At 61.9% G+C, this 17,469-nt stretch carries 12 protein-coding genes; 1 reads left to right on the forward strand and 11 read right to left on the reverse strand.

The window, feature by feature from the left end:
• Position 1: 1 nt before the first annotated feature.
• The 11 genes from glgX to ACTJK7_RS13475 form a co-directional block, all read right to left on the reverse strand.
• Positions 2–2,161 (reverse strand): glycogen debranching protein GlgX, encoded by a 2,160-nt coding sequence (gene glgX / locus ACTJK7_RS13425; RefSeq protein WP_108561739.1) that lies wholly within the window; start codon positions 2,159–2,161, stop codon positions 2–4.
• 108 nt (positions 2,162–2,269) lie between these two features.
• On the reverse strand, positions 2,270–2,602 hold the full coding sequence (locus ACTJK7_RS13430) for a DUF2934 domain-containing protein (RefSeq protein WP_064381805.1): 333 nt from the start codon (positions 2,600–2,602) through the stop codon (positions 2,270–2,272).
• Positions 2,603–2,631: 29 nt separating this feature from the next.
• Positions 2,632–5,409 (reverse strand): malto-oligosyltrehalose synthase, encoded by a 2,778-nt coding sequence (locus ACTJK7_RS13435; RefSeq protein WP_440779758.1) that lies wholly within the window; start codon positions 5,407–5,409, stop codon positions 2,632–2,634.
• Positions 5,406–7,484, reverse strand: a complete 2,079-nt coding sequence (gene malQ, locus ACTJK7_RS13440; protein ID WP_108561743.1) for a 4-alpha-glucanotransferase — start codon at positions 7,482–7,484, stop codon at positions 5,406–5,408. The genes ACTJK7_RS13435 and malQ overlap by 4 nt, the downstream gene beginning before the upstream one ends.
• A complete protein-coding gene (gene treZ / locus ACTJK7_RS13445) occupies positions 7,481–9,283 on the reverse strand; it encodes a malto-oligosyltrehalose trehalohydrolase (protein WP_108561745.1) in 1,803 nt (600 codons plus the stop codon). Before treZ ends, malQ begins: the two co-directional genes overlap by 4 nt.
• A gap of 18 nt (positions 9,284–9,301) precedes the next feature.
• Positions 9,302–10,888 (reverse strand): glycogen synthase GlgA, encoded by a 1,587-nt coding sequence (glgA, locus tag ACTJK7_RS13450; protein WP_108561747.1) that lies wholly within the window; start codon positions 10,886–10,888, stop codon positions 9,302–9,304.
• A gap of 528 nt (positions 10,889–11,416) precedes the next feature.
• A complete protein-coding gene (locus ACTJK7_RS13455) occupies positions 11,417–12,370 on the reverse strand; it encodes a D-2-hydroxyacid dehydrogenase family protein (protein WP_440779756.1) in 954 nt (317 codons plus the stop codon).
• A 13-nt stretch (positions 12,371–12,383) separates the two neighbouring features.
• Entirely contained in the window at positions 12,384–13,409 is a 1,026-nt protein-coding gene (locus tag ACTJK7_RS13460; protein WP_108561751.1) for an alpha/beta fold hydrolase, read from the reverse strand.
• 85 nt (positions 13,410–13,494) lie between these two features.
• A complete protein-coding gene (locus tag ACTJK7_RS13465) occupies positions 13,495–13,929 on the reverse strand; it encodes a YqaA family protein (protein ID WP_108561753.1) in 435 nt (144 codons plus the stop codon).
• Entirely contained in the window at positions 13,929–14,375 is a 447-nt protein-coding gene (locus ACTJK7_RS13470) for a DUF411 domain-containing protein (protein WP_108561755.1), read from the reverse strand. The genes ACTJK7_RS13465 and ACTJK7_RS13470 overlap by 1 nt, the downstream gene beginning before the upstream one ends.
• A 163-nt stretch (positions 14,376–14,538) precedes the next feature.
• Entirely contained in the window at positions 14,539–16,530 is a 1,992-nt protein-coding gene (locus ACTJK7_RS13475) for a methyl-accepting chemotaxis protein (protein ID WP_108561756.1), read from the reverse strand.
• 382 nt (positions 16,531–16,912) lie between these two features.
• Here ACTJK7_RS13475 and ACTJK7_RS13480 point away from each other — a divergent pair, with 382 nt between their 5' ends.
• On the forward strand, positions 16,913–17,446 hold the full coding sequence (locus ACTJK7_RS13480; protein ID WP_064381796.1) for a hypothetical protein: 534 nt from the start codon (positions 16,913–16,915) through the stop codon (positions 17,444–17,446).
• Positions 17,447–17,469: the final 23 nt, after the last annotated feature.

Here is a 17,469-nt window from a genome sequence, read left to right on the forward strand (position 1 = left end):
GTCAGTCCTCTTCTTCGCGTTGCAGTTCAAACAGCAGCAGCGAGCGCCCGGTGACCGAGTACTCATGACCGAACTCGAAACGCTCCTGGCCACGGATCGATGGCTGGTTGGTATCGATCATGCACGTCCAGAAACTGCCTTCAGGCACTTCCGGCAAGGTGAAGTTGACGATGTCGTGATGGGCGTTGGCTACCAGCAGCAGCGTGGCGTCGCCACCCTTGCGGCGAATCCCGGTTTCCTGGGCACGACCGTCGAGCAGCATGCCCATGCAGCGGTTCTGCGCATCATGCCAGTGCTCGGTGGTCATTTCGGTGGCGTCCGGCGCAAGCCAGGTCACGTCCTTGACGCCGATGTCTTCGTTGTATTCGCCGACCAGGAAACGCCCGCGGCGCAGGATCGGATACGCCAGGCGCAACTTGATCAGGCGTTTGACGAATTTCAGCAGCGCCTTGCCGTCCTCGCTCAGGTCCCAGTTGACCCAGCCGATTTCGCTGTCCTGGCAGTAGGCATTGTTGTTGCCGTCCTGGGTGCGGGCAAATTCGTCGCCGGCCACGATCATCGGTGTGCCCTGTGACAACAGCAGGGTGGCGAAGAAATTGCGCATCTGCCGGTGGCGCAGCGCATTGATTTCCGGGTCGTCGGTGGGCCCTTCGACGCCGTGGTTCCAGGACAGGTTGTTGTTGCTGCCGTCCTGATTGTTTTCGTCGTTGGCCTCGTTGTGCTTGTCGTTGTAGGACACCAGGTCGTTGAGGGTAAAACCGTCGTGAGCAGTGACGAAATTCACCGACGAATAAGGCCGGCGACCGCGCTGGTTGAACATTTCCCCGGAGGCGGTCATGCGGCTGGCGAAGTCGGCGAGCTGGCCGTCGTCGCCTTTCCAGAAGGCGCGCACCGTGTCGCGGAACTTGTCGTTCCACTCGACCCAGCCCGGCGGGAACTTGCCCACCTGATAGCCGCCGGGACCACAGTCCCAAGGCTCGGCGATCATTTTCACCTGGCGCAGGACCGGGTCCTGGCGGCAGGCCACGAGGAAGCTGTGGCGTTCATCGAATCCGTCGTGATAGCGGCCGAGGATGGTCGCCAGGTCGAAGCGGAAGCCGTCGACATGCATTTCGCTGGCCCAGTAGCGCAGCGAGTCGGTGACCATTTGCAGTACGCAGGGGTGGCTCAGGTCGAGGGTGTTGCCGGTGCCGGAATCGTTGATGTAGAAGCGCTTGTCGTCCGGCATCAAGCGGTAGTACGAGGCGTTGTCGATCCCGCGCATCGACAGGGTCGGGCCTTGCTCGTTGCCTTCGGCGGTGTGGTTGTAGACCACGTCGAGAATCACTTCGAGATTGGCGTCGTGCAGGTGCGCGACCATTTCCTTGAACTCGGCAATCTTGCCGCTGGCCAGGTAGCGCGGATCCGGGGCGAAGAACGCGATGCTGTTGTAGCCCCAGTAATTGGTCATGCCTTTGTGCAGCAGGTGCTGGTCGTTGACGAACGCGTGGATCGGCAACAGTTCGACGGTCGACACACCCAGTTTGCGGATGTGTTCAAGCACATCGTCGACCATCAGCCCGGCAAACGTGCCACGCACATTTTCCGGCACCGAAGGGTGGCGCATGCTGATGCCGCGCACATGGGTCTCGTAAATGATGGTCTTGTCCCACGGCACGCTGACGCGGTGGTCGTGGCCCCAGGTGTGGGCCGGGTCGATGACCTTGCACTTGGGAACGAAAGGCGCGCTGTCGCGCTCGTCGAAGCTGAGATCGGCGTCCGGATGGCCGATGGTGTAGCCGAACAGCGCCTCGGACCATTTCAACTCGCCCACTAACTGCTTGGCGTAGGGGTCGATCAGCAACTTGTTGTGATTGAAGCGGTGGCCGTTGGCCGGGTCGTACGGGCCGTAGACCCGGTAGCCGTAGATCAGGCCCGGATGTGCATCGGGCAGATAGCCGTGGTAGATCTCGTCGGTGTATTCCGGCAGCTCGATGCGCTCGAGTTCGACTTCGCCGGCATCGTCGAAAATGCACAGTTCAACGCGGGTGGCGTTGGCGGAAAACAGCGCGAAGTTCACCCCCAGACCATCCCAGGTCGCGCCGAGCGGGAAGGGCAGGCCTTCACGGATGCGCGAGGGTTCGGCGTGCGCGGCGGGCTCGGCTTTCTTTGGACGGGTCATAGGTGCTCCTGCAAAAAATCGGGGGGTAGAAGTTTTTCGAGGACGAGTAAGCCCTCGGTGGCGAGCGAACCCGCCACACGGTTATTCAAATCAATGGTTCGGGGAGCGTCAGACCGCAGGCGGCTTGCGCGGCGCGCGGGGCTTTTTCTCGGCGGCTTTTTCGCCCGGGGGAATCACTTTGGCGGCACCGGCAGGCTTGGCCTTGGCCGTCGTGGCCTTGGGTTTGGCGGCAGTTGCCTTGCCCTCGACAGCTTTGCTGGTGGTGGTCTTGCCGGCGGTTTTACTGCCGGCAGCCTTCGGCGATTTTTTCGGCGCCAATGCCTCGGCTTCGGCCAGTTTGCGCGCCATCTCCCAGTGGCGGGCGTCCTGGCCCTCGGGTTTACCTTCCGATTCCCAGATCTGATAGGCGAATTCGCGGATGCGTTTATCGTCGGTACTCATCGCAATGCTCCTGAACTGAACTCATGCTGCTAGACGTGTTGGATAAGCAGATTGACCGGGAAATCCCCCAGCGCGGCGCTGACCTGCAGCTCCCTGTTTTTTGTGACTGCGGTGCTCGAAAAAAGTCCCTTCAGATTTTCGTCAGAGGCGTCGAACGGTAAAACCACCCGTGTATCGCCCCAGCGCAGCGCATCAACCATCGGCACAGCACTGTTTTCCAACAATGTTGCGCAACGGATCGGCACGATCACGATGATCCGTCGCTCCCCATGCTCGCGGGCAAACGCGAGCACGTTGTGCGCCTGGCTGCCCAGTACCTCGAGGGCCTGGTACGAACCACGGCGAAACAACTCGGTGTCGTCGGCGCGCAGGCGCAGCACCTCGGCGATCAATGCTTGCTTGATTCGCCCGTCGCGCCAGTTCTCCAACAGTTCCTGAACCGGCCCTGGTGCCTCCAGCGCCTGCTGCCTGGCGGCATAGTCGACTGGCCGCCGATTGTCCGGATCGACCAGGCTGAAATCCCAGAACTCGTTGCCCTGATAAAGATCCGGCACCCCCGGCACGGTCATGCGCAGCAAGGTTTGCGCCAGACCGTTGAGGGCGCCGGCCGCCGCGATGCTGTTGACGGTCTTGGCCAGCGCCCCGCGCAGCAGTTCTCCTTCGGGAGCCAGCAGCAATTGTTCGGTGAACGCTTGAGCGGCGTTTTCGTAAGCCTCGTTCGGCGCACTCCAGCTGCTTTGCAGCTTGGCTTCGCGCAGGGCTTTCTGCTGCCACTGCCAGACACGTTTGGCGTAATCGGCAAACCCGGCCTGATCGTCGTCATGCAAGTCCAGCGGCCAGCTGCCGAGCAGCGCCTGATAGAGGATCAATTCGTCCGCCGACGACGGCAACTGATCGTCATGGCGCAGCGGCCGGGCGAGGGCGCGCCACAGCTCGATCTGCTCGGCGTACCAGTGGCTGCGTTCGCTGAGTACGGCCAGTCGCGCGCGGGTGTCTTCGCCGCGTTTGTGGTCGTGGGTGGCGGTGGCCAGCAGGTTGTCCGGGAAGCTCGCCAGACGTTGCTGGTTCACCGCGTGAAAGTCACTGACCGGCGCGCTGAACTGCTCGGTGTTGTAACCGACGTCATTGCGCGACAGCAGCACCGCGGAGCGATACAGCGCGGTGTCTTCCACCGCTTTGGCGGCGGCCGGGGACGTGAGCTGCTGAAAGCGCACGCAGGCGTGCTTCAGAATCTTGCGCGAGCGACCACGAGGTTTGCGCCGCCACGGCTGGCCACCAAGCCAACCGGCGACGGAGTCCAGCACTGGCCAATCGGCTTCGCTCAATGTCTGCCGTGCACCGTCCATGGCCTGCTGGAAAAACACCTCGTCGCGCGCCGAGCGACCCATCGGGGTGATGTAGGTGCGATACACCGGGAAGTGCACGATCAACGCCTGCAACACACGGCGGATCGAGCCGAGCGTGAGGTCGCGGGTCATCAGGTCGTCGCGCGCCACTTGCAGCAGGGCCTGAGCAACGCTTTCGCAATCGCTGGCCAGCGAACCGTTGAGGATCTGCTGGCGCGCCAGTTGCGCTTCTTCGATGAACGCGGCCGGGCGCTCGGTGCGGCGTTGCCACAAGTCGCCGAGCACATGTTCACCGTCCGGGTCGTGTTGCAACAGCGACAACTGGTTCATGAATTCATAACCGGTGCTGCCGTCCACGGACCAGTCGGTGGGCAGGGTTTCGCCGTCACCGAGAATCTTCTCGACGTAAATCGGCAAGTGCCGGCCCGGCGCCAGATGGTCAAGACGACGGCGCAGCTTGCGGCAGTAGCCGCGCGGGTCGGCGAGGCCGTCAATGTGGTCGATGCGCAGGCCGTCGATCAGGCCTTCGCCGATCAACTGGAAGATCTTGCCGTGGGTGGCCTCGAACACTGCCGGACGCTCGACCCTTAAACCGCCGAGTTCGTTGATGTCGAAGAAGCGCCGCCAATTGATGTCATCCGCCGCCGTGCGCCAGCTCGCCAGGCGATAGCTTTGCCGTTCCAGCAATTGGTGCAGGCGCTGAAAACCTTCTCCGGTCTTCGAATCGTAGTGCGTCAGGTTGCGCTCAATGGCTTGCAGAATGTGCGGGTCGCTGGCCAGTTGCTGGAGTTCTTCCTTGAGCGGCAGGGCCAGTGAGCGGGCGTCGGTCTGATAGCCGAGCGCGCTGAAACGGTCGGCGAGGGCCTTGAGCGCGTCGTTCGGGCTGTCATCGGATCTGAGCAGTTCGCCGTAATCAGTAGGGCAGATCGGGAAGTGATGCTCGTAATGCTCGACATGGAAAGTGCCGCTCTCGGCATTGAACAGCAGCGGCAGAGTCGCGTCCTGCAATGCGACACCGTAATCGCTGCCGAGAAACGGCAGCAGCAACTGGCCTTCCATCAGCGGGTCGGGCGAGTGCCACTGAATGTCGAAGAACTCGCCGTAGGGGCTCAGTCGGCCCCATTCCAGCAAGTCGAGCCACCACGGGTTGTCACCGCCACCGACCGCCATGTGATTGGAGACGATGTCGAGGATCAGCCCCATGCCGTGCTCGCGCAGGCTGGCGACCAGACGACGCAAGGCTGGTTCGCCGCCGAGTTCCGGATTGACCCGGGTCGGATCGACCACGTCGTAGCCATGCATGGAGCCGGCGCGCGCGGCGAGCAGCGGCGAGGCATAAATGTGGCTGATGCCGAGTCGAGAGAAATACGGCACCAGCGGCACCGCCTGATCAAGGGTGAAGCCTCGGTGAAATTGCAGGCGAACCGTGGCGCGCAGGGTCTGGACGGGCAATGCACTCATTGGTCACGCTCGGCTGCCTGAAGGCGGGCACACGCCAATAGTTCCAGGCGTCTTGCGGCGTCGACACCGTCGAGCAGCGTCTCACTGGTGGCCGGCAAGCGGCGCGACCAGTTGGGGTGGGTGTCGATGGTGCCGGGCAGGTTGGCCTGCTCGTCGAGCCCCAGCGCATCTTCCAACGGCAGCAGAACCAGCGGCGCACGGGTGTGGCCGAGGAAACGCACAGCGGCGTCGACCACCTGATCGGCCTCGTGGGATTCCTCGCGAAAGTTTTGCGGGTCCTGGCTCAGGGCGTTGCGCAGGCCTTCACGCTCCCGTTCGCGGTAACGGCGCCAGTCGATTTCGCCGTTGGCGTCGATCAGTCCCAGTCGCGCATTCCAGTCGATGTCGCGGCCGTGCCACCAGCCGTTGAGGGTCGGCAGATCGTGGGTGCTGGTGGTGGCCAGGGCGTTGTCCGGCCAGTCGAGGATCGGTTTGAAATGGGTGTTGTCCTGCTCGAACAACAGCACGCGCATGCCGAGCATGGCCCGGGCGATGAGTTTTTCCCGCAGGCCATCGGGCACGGTGCCGAGGTCTTCGCCAAGCACGATCGCTTGATGACGATGGGATTCGAGGGTCAGCAGACGCAGCAGGTCATCCACCGGGTAATACAGGTAGGCGCCGTCCGCCGGGACCGCGCCGTTGGGGATTACCCACAGCCGTTGCAGGCCCATGACATGGTCGATGCGCAGCCCGCCGGCGTGAGCGAAGTTGGCGCGCAGCATGTCGATGAACGCACGAAAGCCGTTGCGCACCAGTCCTTCCGGGGAAAACGCGGAAATGCCCCAGCCCTGGCCTGAGCGATTGAGGATGTCCGGCGGCGCGCCGACGGTCAGCGAGGCGAGCAACTCGTCCTGAAAGCTCCAGGCCTGACTGCCGGCACCGTCGGCACCCACCGCCAGGTCGGCGATCAGGCCGATACCCATGCCGGCGCTGCGGGCGGCGGTCTGGGCGCGCTCCAGGCAGCGGTGGATCAACCATTGGCAGAACGCGAAGTAGCTGATGCGCTCGGCGTATTCCTCGGCAAATGCGCCGAGGGCAGAGCCGCGCGGGTCGTGCCAGTGCTCCGGCCATTGGCGCCAGTCGAGGCTCTCGCCACGGGCCGCGCGCATTTCCTGGATGGCTTCGAAGCGGCAGTGGTTTTCCAGCGCTTCGCCGCCGGCATCACGAAAGCTGGAGAAGTCGGCGTGCAACGGGTGTTCGCCGCTGATGAAGCCGTCGTACAAGGCTTGCAGCAGTTTCAGTTTGGCGTCGGCCGCTTTCGGCCAGTCGATCAGTTTCAGGTTTTCCAGTTGCTCGAACTGCTCGGTCAGCCCGGCCGCGTCAATCGCATCGCGCAGCGCGCGCTCGCCGAGGATCGCGCCGGGTGCGGTGTACAGCGGGTTGAGAAACAGCCGACTGGACGGCGAGTAAGGGCTGTAGCGCCCGGTGTCGGCGCTGAACATCGCGTGCAGTGGGCTGATCGCCAAGGCATCGGCGCCGCGCTCACCGGCCACCCGGGCCAGTTCTTCCAGGGCCTGGGTGTCGCCGAAACCGCCATCGCCGGGGCGGCGCAGGCCATAAAGCTGCACGCTCAGGCCCCATGCGCGCGGGATCGGGCTGTCCACGGCATCACCTACGCTGAAGCAGCGTTCCGGTGCCACGGCCAGGGTGAATTGCTGATCGGCGATGTGCACTTGCTGATAGCCGACCGGTATCTCGCCGGGCAATACGGACTCGGCATCCAGCTTGAGGCTCAGGCGCGAGCCATCTTCCAGGTGAATCTCGCAAGGGGTCTCGGGTTCGAAATAGCGGGCCAGATCCACGCCCACGCCGACATCGGCAGTGAGCAGCGGGGGCAACTGGCGATTTTCCTGTACCTGTTGCAGTTCGAGCAGGCTGGCGTCGATTTCCTGAGCCGTTCCGGCCGGGTGACCGAGGCTGATCAGCACATTGCGCAGCACCGCCGGGGCGACTTTTTGCGCTCGTCCGTTGGCGTCGATCCAGTCGACGGCAAGGCCGGCTCGGCTGGCGAGAATTTCCAGTTGCGCATCACTCATAGGCGCTCTCCATCCAAGGGGGGCAAAGGGGTTGCGGCCGTGAGGCTGACGAGCGCGCAATACGGGGGCAGTTGCCCCTCATCCAACAGGCCGGCGTCGGATGGCTGGCGAAACAGCCACACCGACTCGGTCTGTGGAAGGTTGACCACTGGCGTATCGCTGAGGTTCAGGTCGATTCGCAGCTCGCTGCCATCGCCCAGGCGCCAGCGTGCGCTGACGGCGCCAGGCCCCAGCACTTGGGCGCCGAGGGCTTGAGTGCCGGACAGGTTGGGAATGATGTATTGATGGCGCAGTTGCAGAAGCTGGCGATACAACGCCAGCGTCGCCTGTTGCCGAGGCGTGCCGTTACCCTTCAGGCGCGGTTGTGAGGCGTGAAAGGTCTGCTCGGCGTTGGGGTCGGGAATCTGTTCACGCTTGTGCGGATCCGAGAAGGCACTGAATGCCGCGAACTCATTACGCCGACCTTCGCGCACCAGTTTCGCCAGTTCGCCATGGTGGCTGGTGAAGAACAGAAATGGCTGTTGGGCGGCGTATTCATCACCCATGAACATCAGGGGAATCATCGGCGACAGCAACACCAACGCTGTCGCAGCATCCACCGCGCGCGGGTCGGCCAATTGATGCAGGCGCTCGCCGAAGGCGCGATTGCCGATCTGGTCGTGATTTTGCAGGAACAACACGAAAGCAGTGGATGGCAGATGCTCGCTTGGCTCGCCACGGGGTTCGCCGTGGCGGGTGATATGACCCTGAAACACAAAACCCTGGCTCAGGCAGCGGGCCAGTTGTTCGGTGGGTTGCAGTGCATAGTCCGCGTAGTAGGCGTCGGTTTCACCGGTCAGTAATACATGCAGGGCGTTGTGGCCATCGTCGTTCCACTGCGCGTCGTAATTTTCCTCAAGCAGGCTGGACTGGTTGAGTTCGTTTTCGATGGTCAGCCACACATGCCGGGACGGGTCGATCTGCTGACGTATGCGACGTGCGAGTTCCGGCAAAAAGTCGGGGCTCTCGATGGCATGCACCGCATCCAGGCGCAAGCCGTCGAAACGGTATTCCAGCAGCCACATCAAGGCGTTTTCGACGAAGAAGTCCCGCACTTCGCGACGGCGAAAGTCGATGGCTGCGCCCCACGGCGTGTGTTTGTCTTCGCGGAAAAAACCCTTGGCGTAGCGGTGCAGGTAATTGCCGTCGGGGCCGAAGTGGTTGTAGACCACATCAAGAATCACCGCCAGACCATAACCGTGGGCGCTGTCGATCAGATGTTTGAGTTGTTCCGGCGTGCCGTAGCTGGCTTGTGGCGCGTAATGCAACACGCCGTCGTAGCCCCAATTGCGATCGCCGGGAAACTGCGCGATCGGCATCAGTTCAATGGCGGTGATGCCGAGCTCCGCGAGGCGTGAGAGATGCTGCTCGACTTCGGCAAATCCGCCGAGCGCGCCGACATGCAGTTCATAAATGACCGCTTCATTCCAGGGGCGCCCTTGCCACGTGGTGTTGCGCCAGGAATAACGGTGCGGATCGACCACCACGCTGTGGCGGTCGAGATCACCGTCCTGCGCCCTGGAGGCCGGGTCGGGGACCTCCAGTTCACCGTCGATGTTGAAGCGGTAGCGGCTGCCGGCAGGGCAGCGGGTCTTGATGACAAACCAGCCCTCGCCCTGGGGCAGCATGGGCAGGGACTGGCCGTTGTCCAGCTCGACGCTGACGTAAAATGCATCCGGCGCCCACAGCGCGAATTGGGTGTGCTCGGCATCCAGCATGATCGCGCCGTGGGGCCAGCTTTCAGGTGTCCGTGACGGCATCGTTGAAAACCTCCCTGGTTATTTGTGGTGCGTTTTACCCAGCGCCTTGGCCACCAGTCGTTCGTAGAGTTCGGCGTAAGGTTCGACTGCCTTGCACCAGTTGAAGGGGGCGGCCATCGCCCGGCAACGCATGGCGTTGAGCAGTTCGGGAAAGGCAAACACCTTGAACGCTCGGCTCAGGGCCTCGCGGTAGCTTTCGGCGGTGGATTCATTGAACAGGAAACCGGTAACACCGTTTTCGATGGTGTCGGCCAGCCCGCCGGTGTTGCGCGCCACCGGCAGCGAGCCGAAACGCTGGGCGTACATCTGGCTCAGACCGCACGGTTCATAACGCGATGGCATCAGCAGGAAATCGCTGCCGGCGAACATGCGTCGGGCGTCGGTTTCATTGAAGCCGATGCGCACGCCGATCTGGCCGGGGAAGCGCAGCGCCAGTTCACGCATGGCCTGTTCTTCTTCAGGCTCGCCACGGCCGATGATCGCGATCTGGCCACCGTTCTGCACGATGTATTCCGACACCGCTTCGGTCAGGTCCAGGCCTTTTTGATAGACCAGTCGCGAGACCACTGCAAACAGAGGACCTTCGGACTCGTTCAGGCCGAACAGTTCGCGCACGTGGGCGGCGTTGATGGCCTTGCCTTCCCAGTCGCCGATGGCAAATGGCGCGAACAGATGCGGGTCGGTGGCAGCGTCCCAGCTCTCATCGATGCCGTTGGGAATGCCGCTGAGCAAGCCTTGCTGGGTCTTGGCGGCGAGAAAACCGTCGAGACCGCAGCCGAAATCCGGGGTAGTGATTTCTTGCGCGTAGGTGGCACTGACCGTGGTGATGTGGCTCGAATAAGCCATGCCGGCCTTGAGGAACGACATCTTGCCGTAGAACTCCATGCCTTCCTGTTGCAGGGCATGGGCGGGAATCCCGAGTTCCGGGCACGAGCCCAGGCTGGTGACGCCTTGATAGGCCAGGTTGTGAATGGTGAACAGGGTCGGCGTGCGTTGCCCGCGCCAGTGCATGTAGGCAGGCGCGAGACCGGCCGGCCAGTCGTGGGCGTGCACCAGATCCGGGCACCAGTGGATTTGTGCGAGGTTGGCGGCGATATCGGCGGCGGCCAGACCCAGACGGGCGAAACGGATATGGTTGTCCGGCCAGTCGCGACCATTGTTGGCGCCGTACGGGCCACCGTCACGGGCGTACAGTTCAGGGCAGATCAACACATAAATGACCAGACCGTCGGGCATGTCCATGCGCCCGATCTTGCAGGGTGGCAGCGCGGCGTGGCCACCCAGTTCGCCGATGATGTGGATCGGATTCTCGCTGTTCATGACTTGCGGGTAACCCGGGATCAACACCCGGACGTCGTGCAGATGCGCCATTGCACGGGGCAGGGCGGCAGAAACGTCTCCCAGACCGCCGGTCTTCACCAGGTCGGCGATTTCCGAGGTCACGAACAATACTTTTTTCTTGTTGGGGTTCTGACTGGCTATCGGCGTCAGTGTCTTGGTGATCGGGACGCTGATCGATCGGCTGCCGGGAACGCTTAAAGTGCTCGATTCACCCATCGGCTGATGAGCCCGTTCTCCCTGAATTTCCAATGCCGCACTGATCATATGAATCTCCCGTCTTTTTGATCTGATTCTTGTCTTGAACATGCGATGTCCATGGCCAGGTCCTGTGGCCGGGCGCAAACACGCCACGCATCGGTAAGCAAACGCTACCCGACACGTGCAAGCAGAATGGGTGAGGTGGCCATTGCAAGACTTGAACCAGTCGCTTTGGCCCTGCCTATCAGATGACCCGCCGCGATCTGCAAAAGTTTCGACGAATTTTTGACTTTGTGACCGGCCGGTTTTACCCCGCGAAATCCAGTCTAGGCCAGATCCTAGAGCGGGCCAGGGCGATCGGATGAATTGTTCGACAATCTGTTGCAGGCTCACGAAATCCGCGGCTTCGGGAGGGGGGGCGCCCCGACGAAGTGCATGTCAGGCGTCGTCGATGATGCAAAATGGTGACCGGCCGGTCACGATTTCGGGCGCCGGAAACGTGCGAATGCACTGTTGCGGTGCGGACACTTGTGTTGGCAGGTGGTCAGCGGGTGCTGCCTCGCGGGCAGGAATTGCCCGCGAAGGTGAGGAGGCTCAGTTGAGCAGGCGCACGGGTTCTCCGGTTGACCAGGCCTGAATGTCTTCGATCATCTGCGAAAAGAACAGCTCATAGTTCTGACGGCTGACATACCCGACATGGGGCGTGGCCAGCACGTTGTCGAGGGTGCGAAACGGATGCAGCGCCGGCAACGGTTCCTGATCGAACACGTCGAGGGCCGCCCCGCCGATGCGCTGTTTCTGCAAGGCCTTGATCAGCGCCGCTTCATCGACAATCGGCCCGCGCGCCGTGTTGACCAGCAGCGCGGTCGGCTTCATCCAGTCCAGCGCCTGGGCATCGACCAGACCCCGGCTGCGATCGCTGAGCACCAGGTGGACCGACAGCACGTCAGCCTGTTCGAACAACTGCTGCTTGCTGACATAGGTGACACCGGCCTTTTCAGCGCGCTCGGCGGTGAGATTTTCACTCCAGGCGATCACACGCATGCCGAACACCTGACCGAACTGCGCCACCCGTTGACCGATGCTGCCGAGCCCGAGAATGCCGAGGGTCTTGCCGTGCAGGTCGTTGCCCAGACCTTGCTGCCACTGACCGGCGCGCAGAGCGTTGGCCTCGTTCACCAGATTGCGGGTGGCAGCCATGATCAGCGCCCAGGTCAGTTCCGGCGCCGCGTGCTTGTAGCTGTCGGTGCCGCAGACCTTGATCCCGAGACGGGCGGCGGCCGGCATATCCAGCGCCGCGTTGCGCATGCCGCCGGTGACCAGCAGCTTCAGGTTCGGCAAGCGTTTGAGCAGGTCTTCATCGAAGCGCGTGCGTTCGCGCATCACGCAGATCACCTCGAACCGGTCCAGACGCTCGGCCAGCGTGGCGTTGTCCGCCGGGTACTCATGGACGAAGGTGACTTCGCCGAGACTGTCGAGCATCGACCAGTCGACTACGCCCCGCGCGACGTCCTGCCAGTCATCGATCACCGCAATCTGCACCGCCATCAGCGTCACCTCTTCAACGAACGGGATTGGTTTTGTCCAGCCAGCCCAGCAGTGCTTCGTGGAATTTCGCCGGTTCTTCCATCTGCGGGGCGTGGCCCATGCCGGGGAATTCCACCAGCGTGGACTGAGGAATCAGTTTCGCTACCTGCTTGCCCAGCACCTCGTAGTGACCGATTTTGGCCTTCACTTCCGGCGGCGCAATGTCCTTGCCGATGGCGGTGGTGTCGGAGGTGCCGATCAGCAGCAGGGTCGGCATCTTCAGGTCCTTGAACTCGTAGTACACCGGCTGGGTGAAGATCATGTCGTAGATCAGCGCCGAGTTCCATGCGACCTGAGTCTTGCCCGGGCCGTTGCTCAGGCCGGCGAGCATGTCCACCCAACGGTCGAATTCGGGTTTCCAGCGACCGTCGTAATAAGTCGTGCGTTCATAGTCACGGATGCTCTGCGCGGTGACTTTCAGTTCGCGCTGATACCACTGATCGACGCTGCGATACGGCACGCCGAGGGCTTTCCAGTCTTCCAGGCCGATCGGGTTGACCAGCGCCAGTTGCTCGACCTGATCCGGATATTGCAGCGCATAACGGGTGGCGAGCATACCGCCGGTGGAGTGGCCGAGCAGGGTGGCTTTCTGGATGCCCAGCGCCTTGAGCAGCTGCTGAGTGTTGGCTGCCAGTTGCTGGAAGGTGTACTGGTAATGATCGGGTTTGCTGGAGGTACAGAAACCGATCTGATCCGGGGCGACCACCCGATAACCGGCTTCGCTCAGGGCCTTGATCGAACTGTCCCAGGTCGCGCCGCAAAAATTCTTGCCGTGCATCAGCACCACGGTGCGCCCGTTGGCCTTGCCGTGGGCGGCGACGTCCATGTAACCCATCTGCAGCGACTTGCCCTGGGACTGAAAGGCAAAGTGCTTGAGGGTGTAGGGATAATCGAAACCTTGCAGTTCCGGGCCGTATTGCGGCCCTTCGGCGTGAGCAAGCAGGGGCAGGGCGGCGGTCAGCAACAGGCCGGGCAGCCAGCGGGTCAGCGATACAGACATAGGACAACTCCACAAGAAATCGGCCGATGCTGGAACGGCCGGATTAGGGCGACGTTAAACACAGGCAATCCCCGGGCCCGATCGTTCAACCGAGCCAGCCCAGGGTGAGCATCGCCAGCACCCCGTAGCGGGCGCCTTTGGCGAGAGTGACGATCAACAGGAATCGCCCGAGAGGTTCGCGCATGACCCCGGCGATCAACGTCAGCGGATCGCCGATCACCGGCAACCAACTGAGCAGCAGCGACCAGTGACCGTAACGCTGATAGTGAGCACGGGCGCGCTCCATATGCCTGGGGCTGACCGGAAACCAGCGCCGATCCTGAAATCGTTCCAGACCGCGCCCCAGCCACCAGTTCACCAGCGAACCGAGGACATTGCCCAGCGTCGCCACGGCCAGCAGGCCCCAAAGCCAGTAACGATCGCTGACCAGCAGCCCGACCAGCACGGCTTCCGATTGCAGTGGCAACAGGGTCGCCGCACCAAACGCGGCCAGGAACAGCCCGAGATAACCCGCCGTCATCAATGGGCCGGGTAATCCGCCACCACCACATCGACGCCGTCTTTCTTCAGGCCGATCACTTGATACGCGTCGCTCATGCCGTCCATTTCCATGCCCGGCGAGCCCATCGGCATGCCCGGCGCGGCAACGCCGAGCAGGTCGTCACGCTTGCTCAGGGCCAGCACCTGTTCCGCCGGAACATGGCCTTCGACGAATTTGCCGTTGATGATCGCGGTGTGGCAGGACGCCAGACGCGGCGGCACGCCGTGCTGCTGCTTGAAGCTGCTCATGTCGCTTTCGACGTGGTCTTCGACCTTGAAGCCATTGGCTTCCAGATGGCTGATCCATTTTTTGCAGCAGCCACAGTTGGCGTCGCGGTGGACTTCGATCGGGATAAGGTCGGCGGCTTGCGCCAGGGAGGAAATGAACAGCGCGCTCAGGGCGGCCAGACGCAGATGGTTTCGCATGGAGGGCTCTCGGCTCAGAGGAAGAACGGTCAAAAAGGAAGGCATTTTGACCGGTTTTTCCTGCCTGGCATCAACGGAGTGTTTCCAAGTGATACGAGGCAGGCCTGCCAACATGATCGTAGATCAAAGCTGACAGGCCACTGAGTACAAGATGACAAAACGGTCAGCGAACCTTGAAGCGGCCCATGATCGCGCTCACCCGGCTATTGGCTTCCAGCAACTGGCGGGTGTTGAGTTCGCTGGCCTGGCCGCTTTCCACCAGTTCATCGACCATGTGGCGGATCTGCACCATGCTGCGGTTGATCTCTTCGGTGACTGCGCTTTGCTGCTCGGCGGCGGTGGCGATCTGGGTGCTGAGGCTGTTGATGTGGCTGACCGCGCCGGCCATTTCGTCCAGCCCGCTGTTGACCCGGGTGGTGGCATCGGCGGCCGACTGGCAACTGGCCTGGGTGTTTTCCATGGCGCTGACCGACGAGCTCACACCTTGGGTCAAGCGGGTCAACATTTCGTTGATTTCCGAGGTGCTGGCCTGGGTGCGGGCGGCGAGGGCACGCACTTCGTCCGCCACCACGGCAAAACCGCGACCCTGTTCACCGGCCCGCGCTGCTTCGATGGCGGCATTGAGTGCCAGCAGGTTGGTCTGGCCGGCAATGGCGCCGATCACGCCGAGGATTTCGGTGATGCGCTGGGCATCCTGCTGCATGCTTTCGACCTTGTGGGTGGCGCTGGCCACTTCGTCGATCAACGCCACCACGCTGCCTGACGCTTCACCGACCACGATGCGGGAACGGTCGGCGTTTTCATTGGCGCGCTGGGTGAAGGCAGCGGTTTCAGCAGCATTTTGCGCGACGCTTTCGGCGGTCGAACTCATTTCGTTGATCGCGGTAACGGTCTGGTCGGTTTCCGAAGCGTGGCGCAGCAGAATCTGGCTGGTGTGCGCCGAGGTGCGTTGCAGGCTGTCGAGGCTCGAGGCCATCGCGCCGGTGGCCTGGGTCACTTCGCCGATCATGTTCTGCAGGTAGGCGATAAAGGTGTTGACCGAGTGCCCGATGGCACCGAGTTCGTCTTCAGCACGAATGGTGATGCGCCGGGTCAGGTCGGCATCGCCGCTGGACAGCGAATCGATGTTGGCTTTCAGCGCTTTCATGCGCGAAACCAGTTGGCGGATTGCGTAGACCTGCAACAGTACCAGCAGGATCACCAGCGGGATCTGCAGCATACTCAGGCTGCTGAGCACATCGTCACGCTGGGCGGTGAGCATTTTGGTTGGCAGGGCGGTGGCGAGGAACCACGGGGTGCCTTCGATCGGGCGCATGAAGAAGGTGCTGGCTTCACCGTGGTTGTCGAACTCGACGCGCTGCGCCTGATCGCGGTTTTGCAGCCCGGCCTTGACCTGGCTGGCGAAGGTCGAGCCACCGGCGAGTTCACTGATGTTCTTCAGCACAATCGGCCCGCTGATGCGCGAGCTGTTGCTGATGATCTTGCCGTCGGCCTCGACGATCAGCATTTCGGCGTTGAGGTCTTTTTCCTTGCGCGCCACCAGATCGTTGAAGAAGCCCAGGGTCACGTCGATGGTCGACACGCCCCAGGCGCTGCCGTTTTTCTGGATGGCCATGGCGCAGTTGGTGCGCGGCTCGGCGCTGGCATCATCTTTATAAGCAGCGGCCCAGGCGCATTGGCCGCGCGGGGTCTGCATGCCGCCCTTGTACCAGCTCTGGTCGTAATAGTTGGGCGCAGCGTCGCTGTTCCAGAAGGTGTTCACCGCCAGTTTGCCGGAGGCATCACGGTGCCAGAACGTACTGAACTTGTTGCGTCCGGCCTCACGCTGGCCGGGCAATGGCCAGATGCCGCCGCCGAATACTTTGAGCTCGCCGTATTGATCCACCAGCCCCGGCAATACGGTGTCGATGGCTGCGCTGTCGAGCAGCGGGATGGTCTGGGTGATGCTGCGCTGTTGCGCCTGGACCTTGTTCAATTCGCCCTGAATCTGTTCGGCCACTTCAGCAATGCGGTTGAGCACGACCTGCTCTTCGGTATGGCGCAGCTTGGGTGCGACCAACTGGCTGATGCCGACCACGGTCAGCACCGACAACAACAGAATGAACAGAACCAGAAACAGCGTGTAGCGAGCCTGAATGGTGCGGAATGCGGGCATGGAAACCGGTCCTTGAGCAGGGATTCTTATTGTGGGCAGGGAAAAAACAGCGCGGGTTTCCTAACGTATCGTCGCGACTTCGGGAAGCTTTAGGTACTTGCGTCCTAAAAGCTGCAATCCCGACCGGTGGAACGTATCCGGCCTGATACACGAGAACTAACTGTCCCGAACATTAGAGCGATAAACCCACTGTCATCACATTGTCATGAACGCTCTGGTCCCATATTTCCGGAGCTTTTATCGGTTTGTATCGTGAATGTACAAAATTTGTAAAAAGGTGCAGAAATGAGTTGGAGCCATCAGGTTGCCGGCCGATACTCCGGGCAACTCAAAAGTCGTTCATCAAGGAATTTTTCATGTTTTCCTCGCAAGGAGCTTGCTCATGACTATCGGCTATACCGGTGCCTGGCAACCCAAGGCGGGTTTGCTGGTTCGAGATACAGGAAGCTCGAGCAAACCGGTTTCTCAAAGTGTCAAGGTCAAGCAGATGCTGGCCCAGGTTGGCAAGGACCCCAACGCAATCAGCATCGCGGAGATGGACAAGCAGGGGCTGCACAAGAACATCAAGGGTTTCGATCCCACCAATGTTTCGGCCAAACAATTGGGCAGCCTCAGTGCAATGCTGCGCAGCCGTGGCCTGATTTCCGAAGTCACGTCCATTACTCTGCTCAACGCCGGCGACAAGTTTGATCGCTTCGGCATTCAGAAGGATCCGGACGCCAAGTTCAATGCGCTGGAGTATTTCGCGACGCAACTGGATACCATCCAGACCAACAATCTCAAGGGCAACAAGTACGCCAATACGTTGATCCCCGAGTACAAGAAAGCCATTTATGTACTGCAGAACCTGCAGACCTACGGGCAGGGCGGCGAGCGCAAGCCTCCGACCGACGCTGGCGTCAGCGCCAAGGCGTGACCAGAAGGCCCGCACCGGTAACG

This window comes from Pseudomonas sp. 22085, assembly GCF_052045815.1.
Lineage (GTDB): Bacteria > Pseudomonadota > Gammaproteobacteria > Pseudomonadales > Pseudomonadaceae > Aquipseudomonas > Aquipseudomonas glycinae.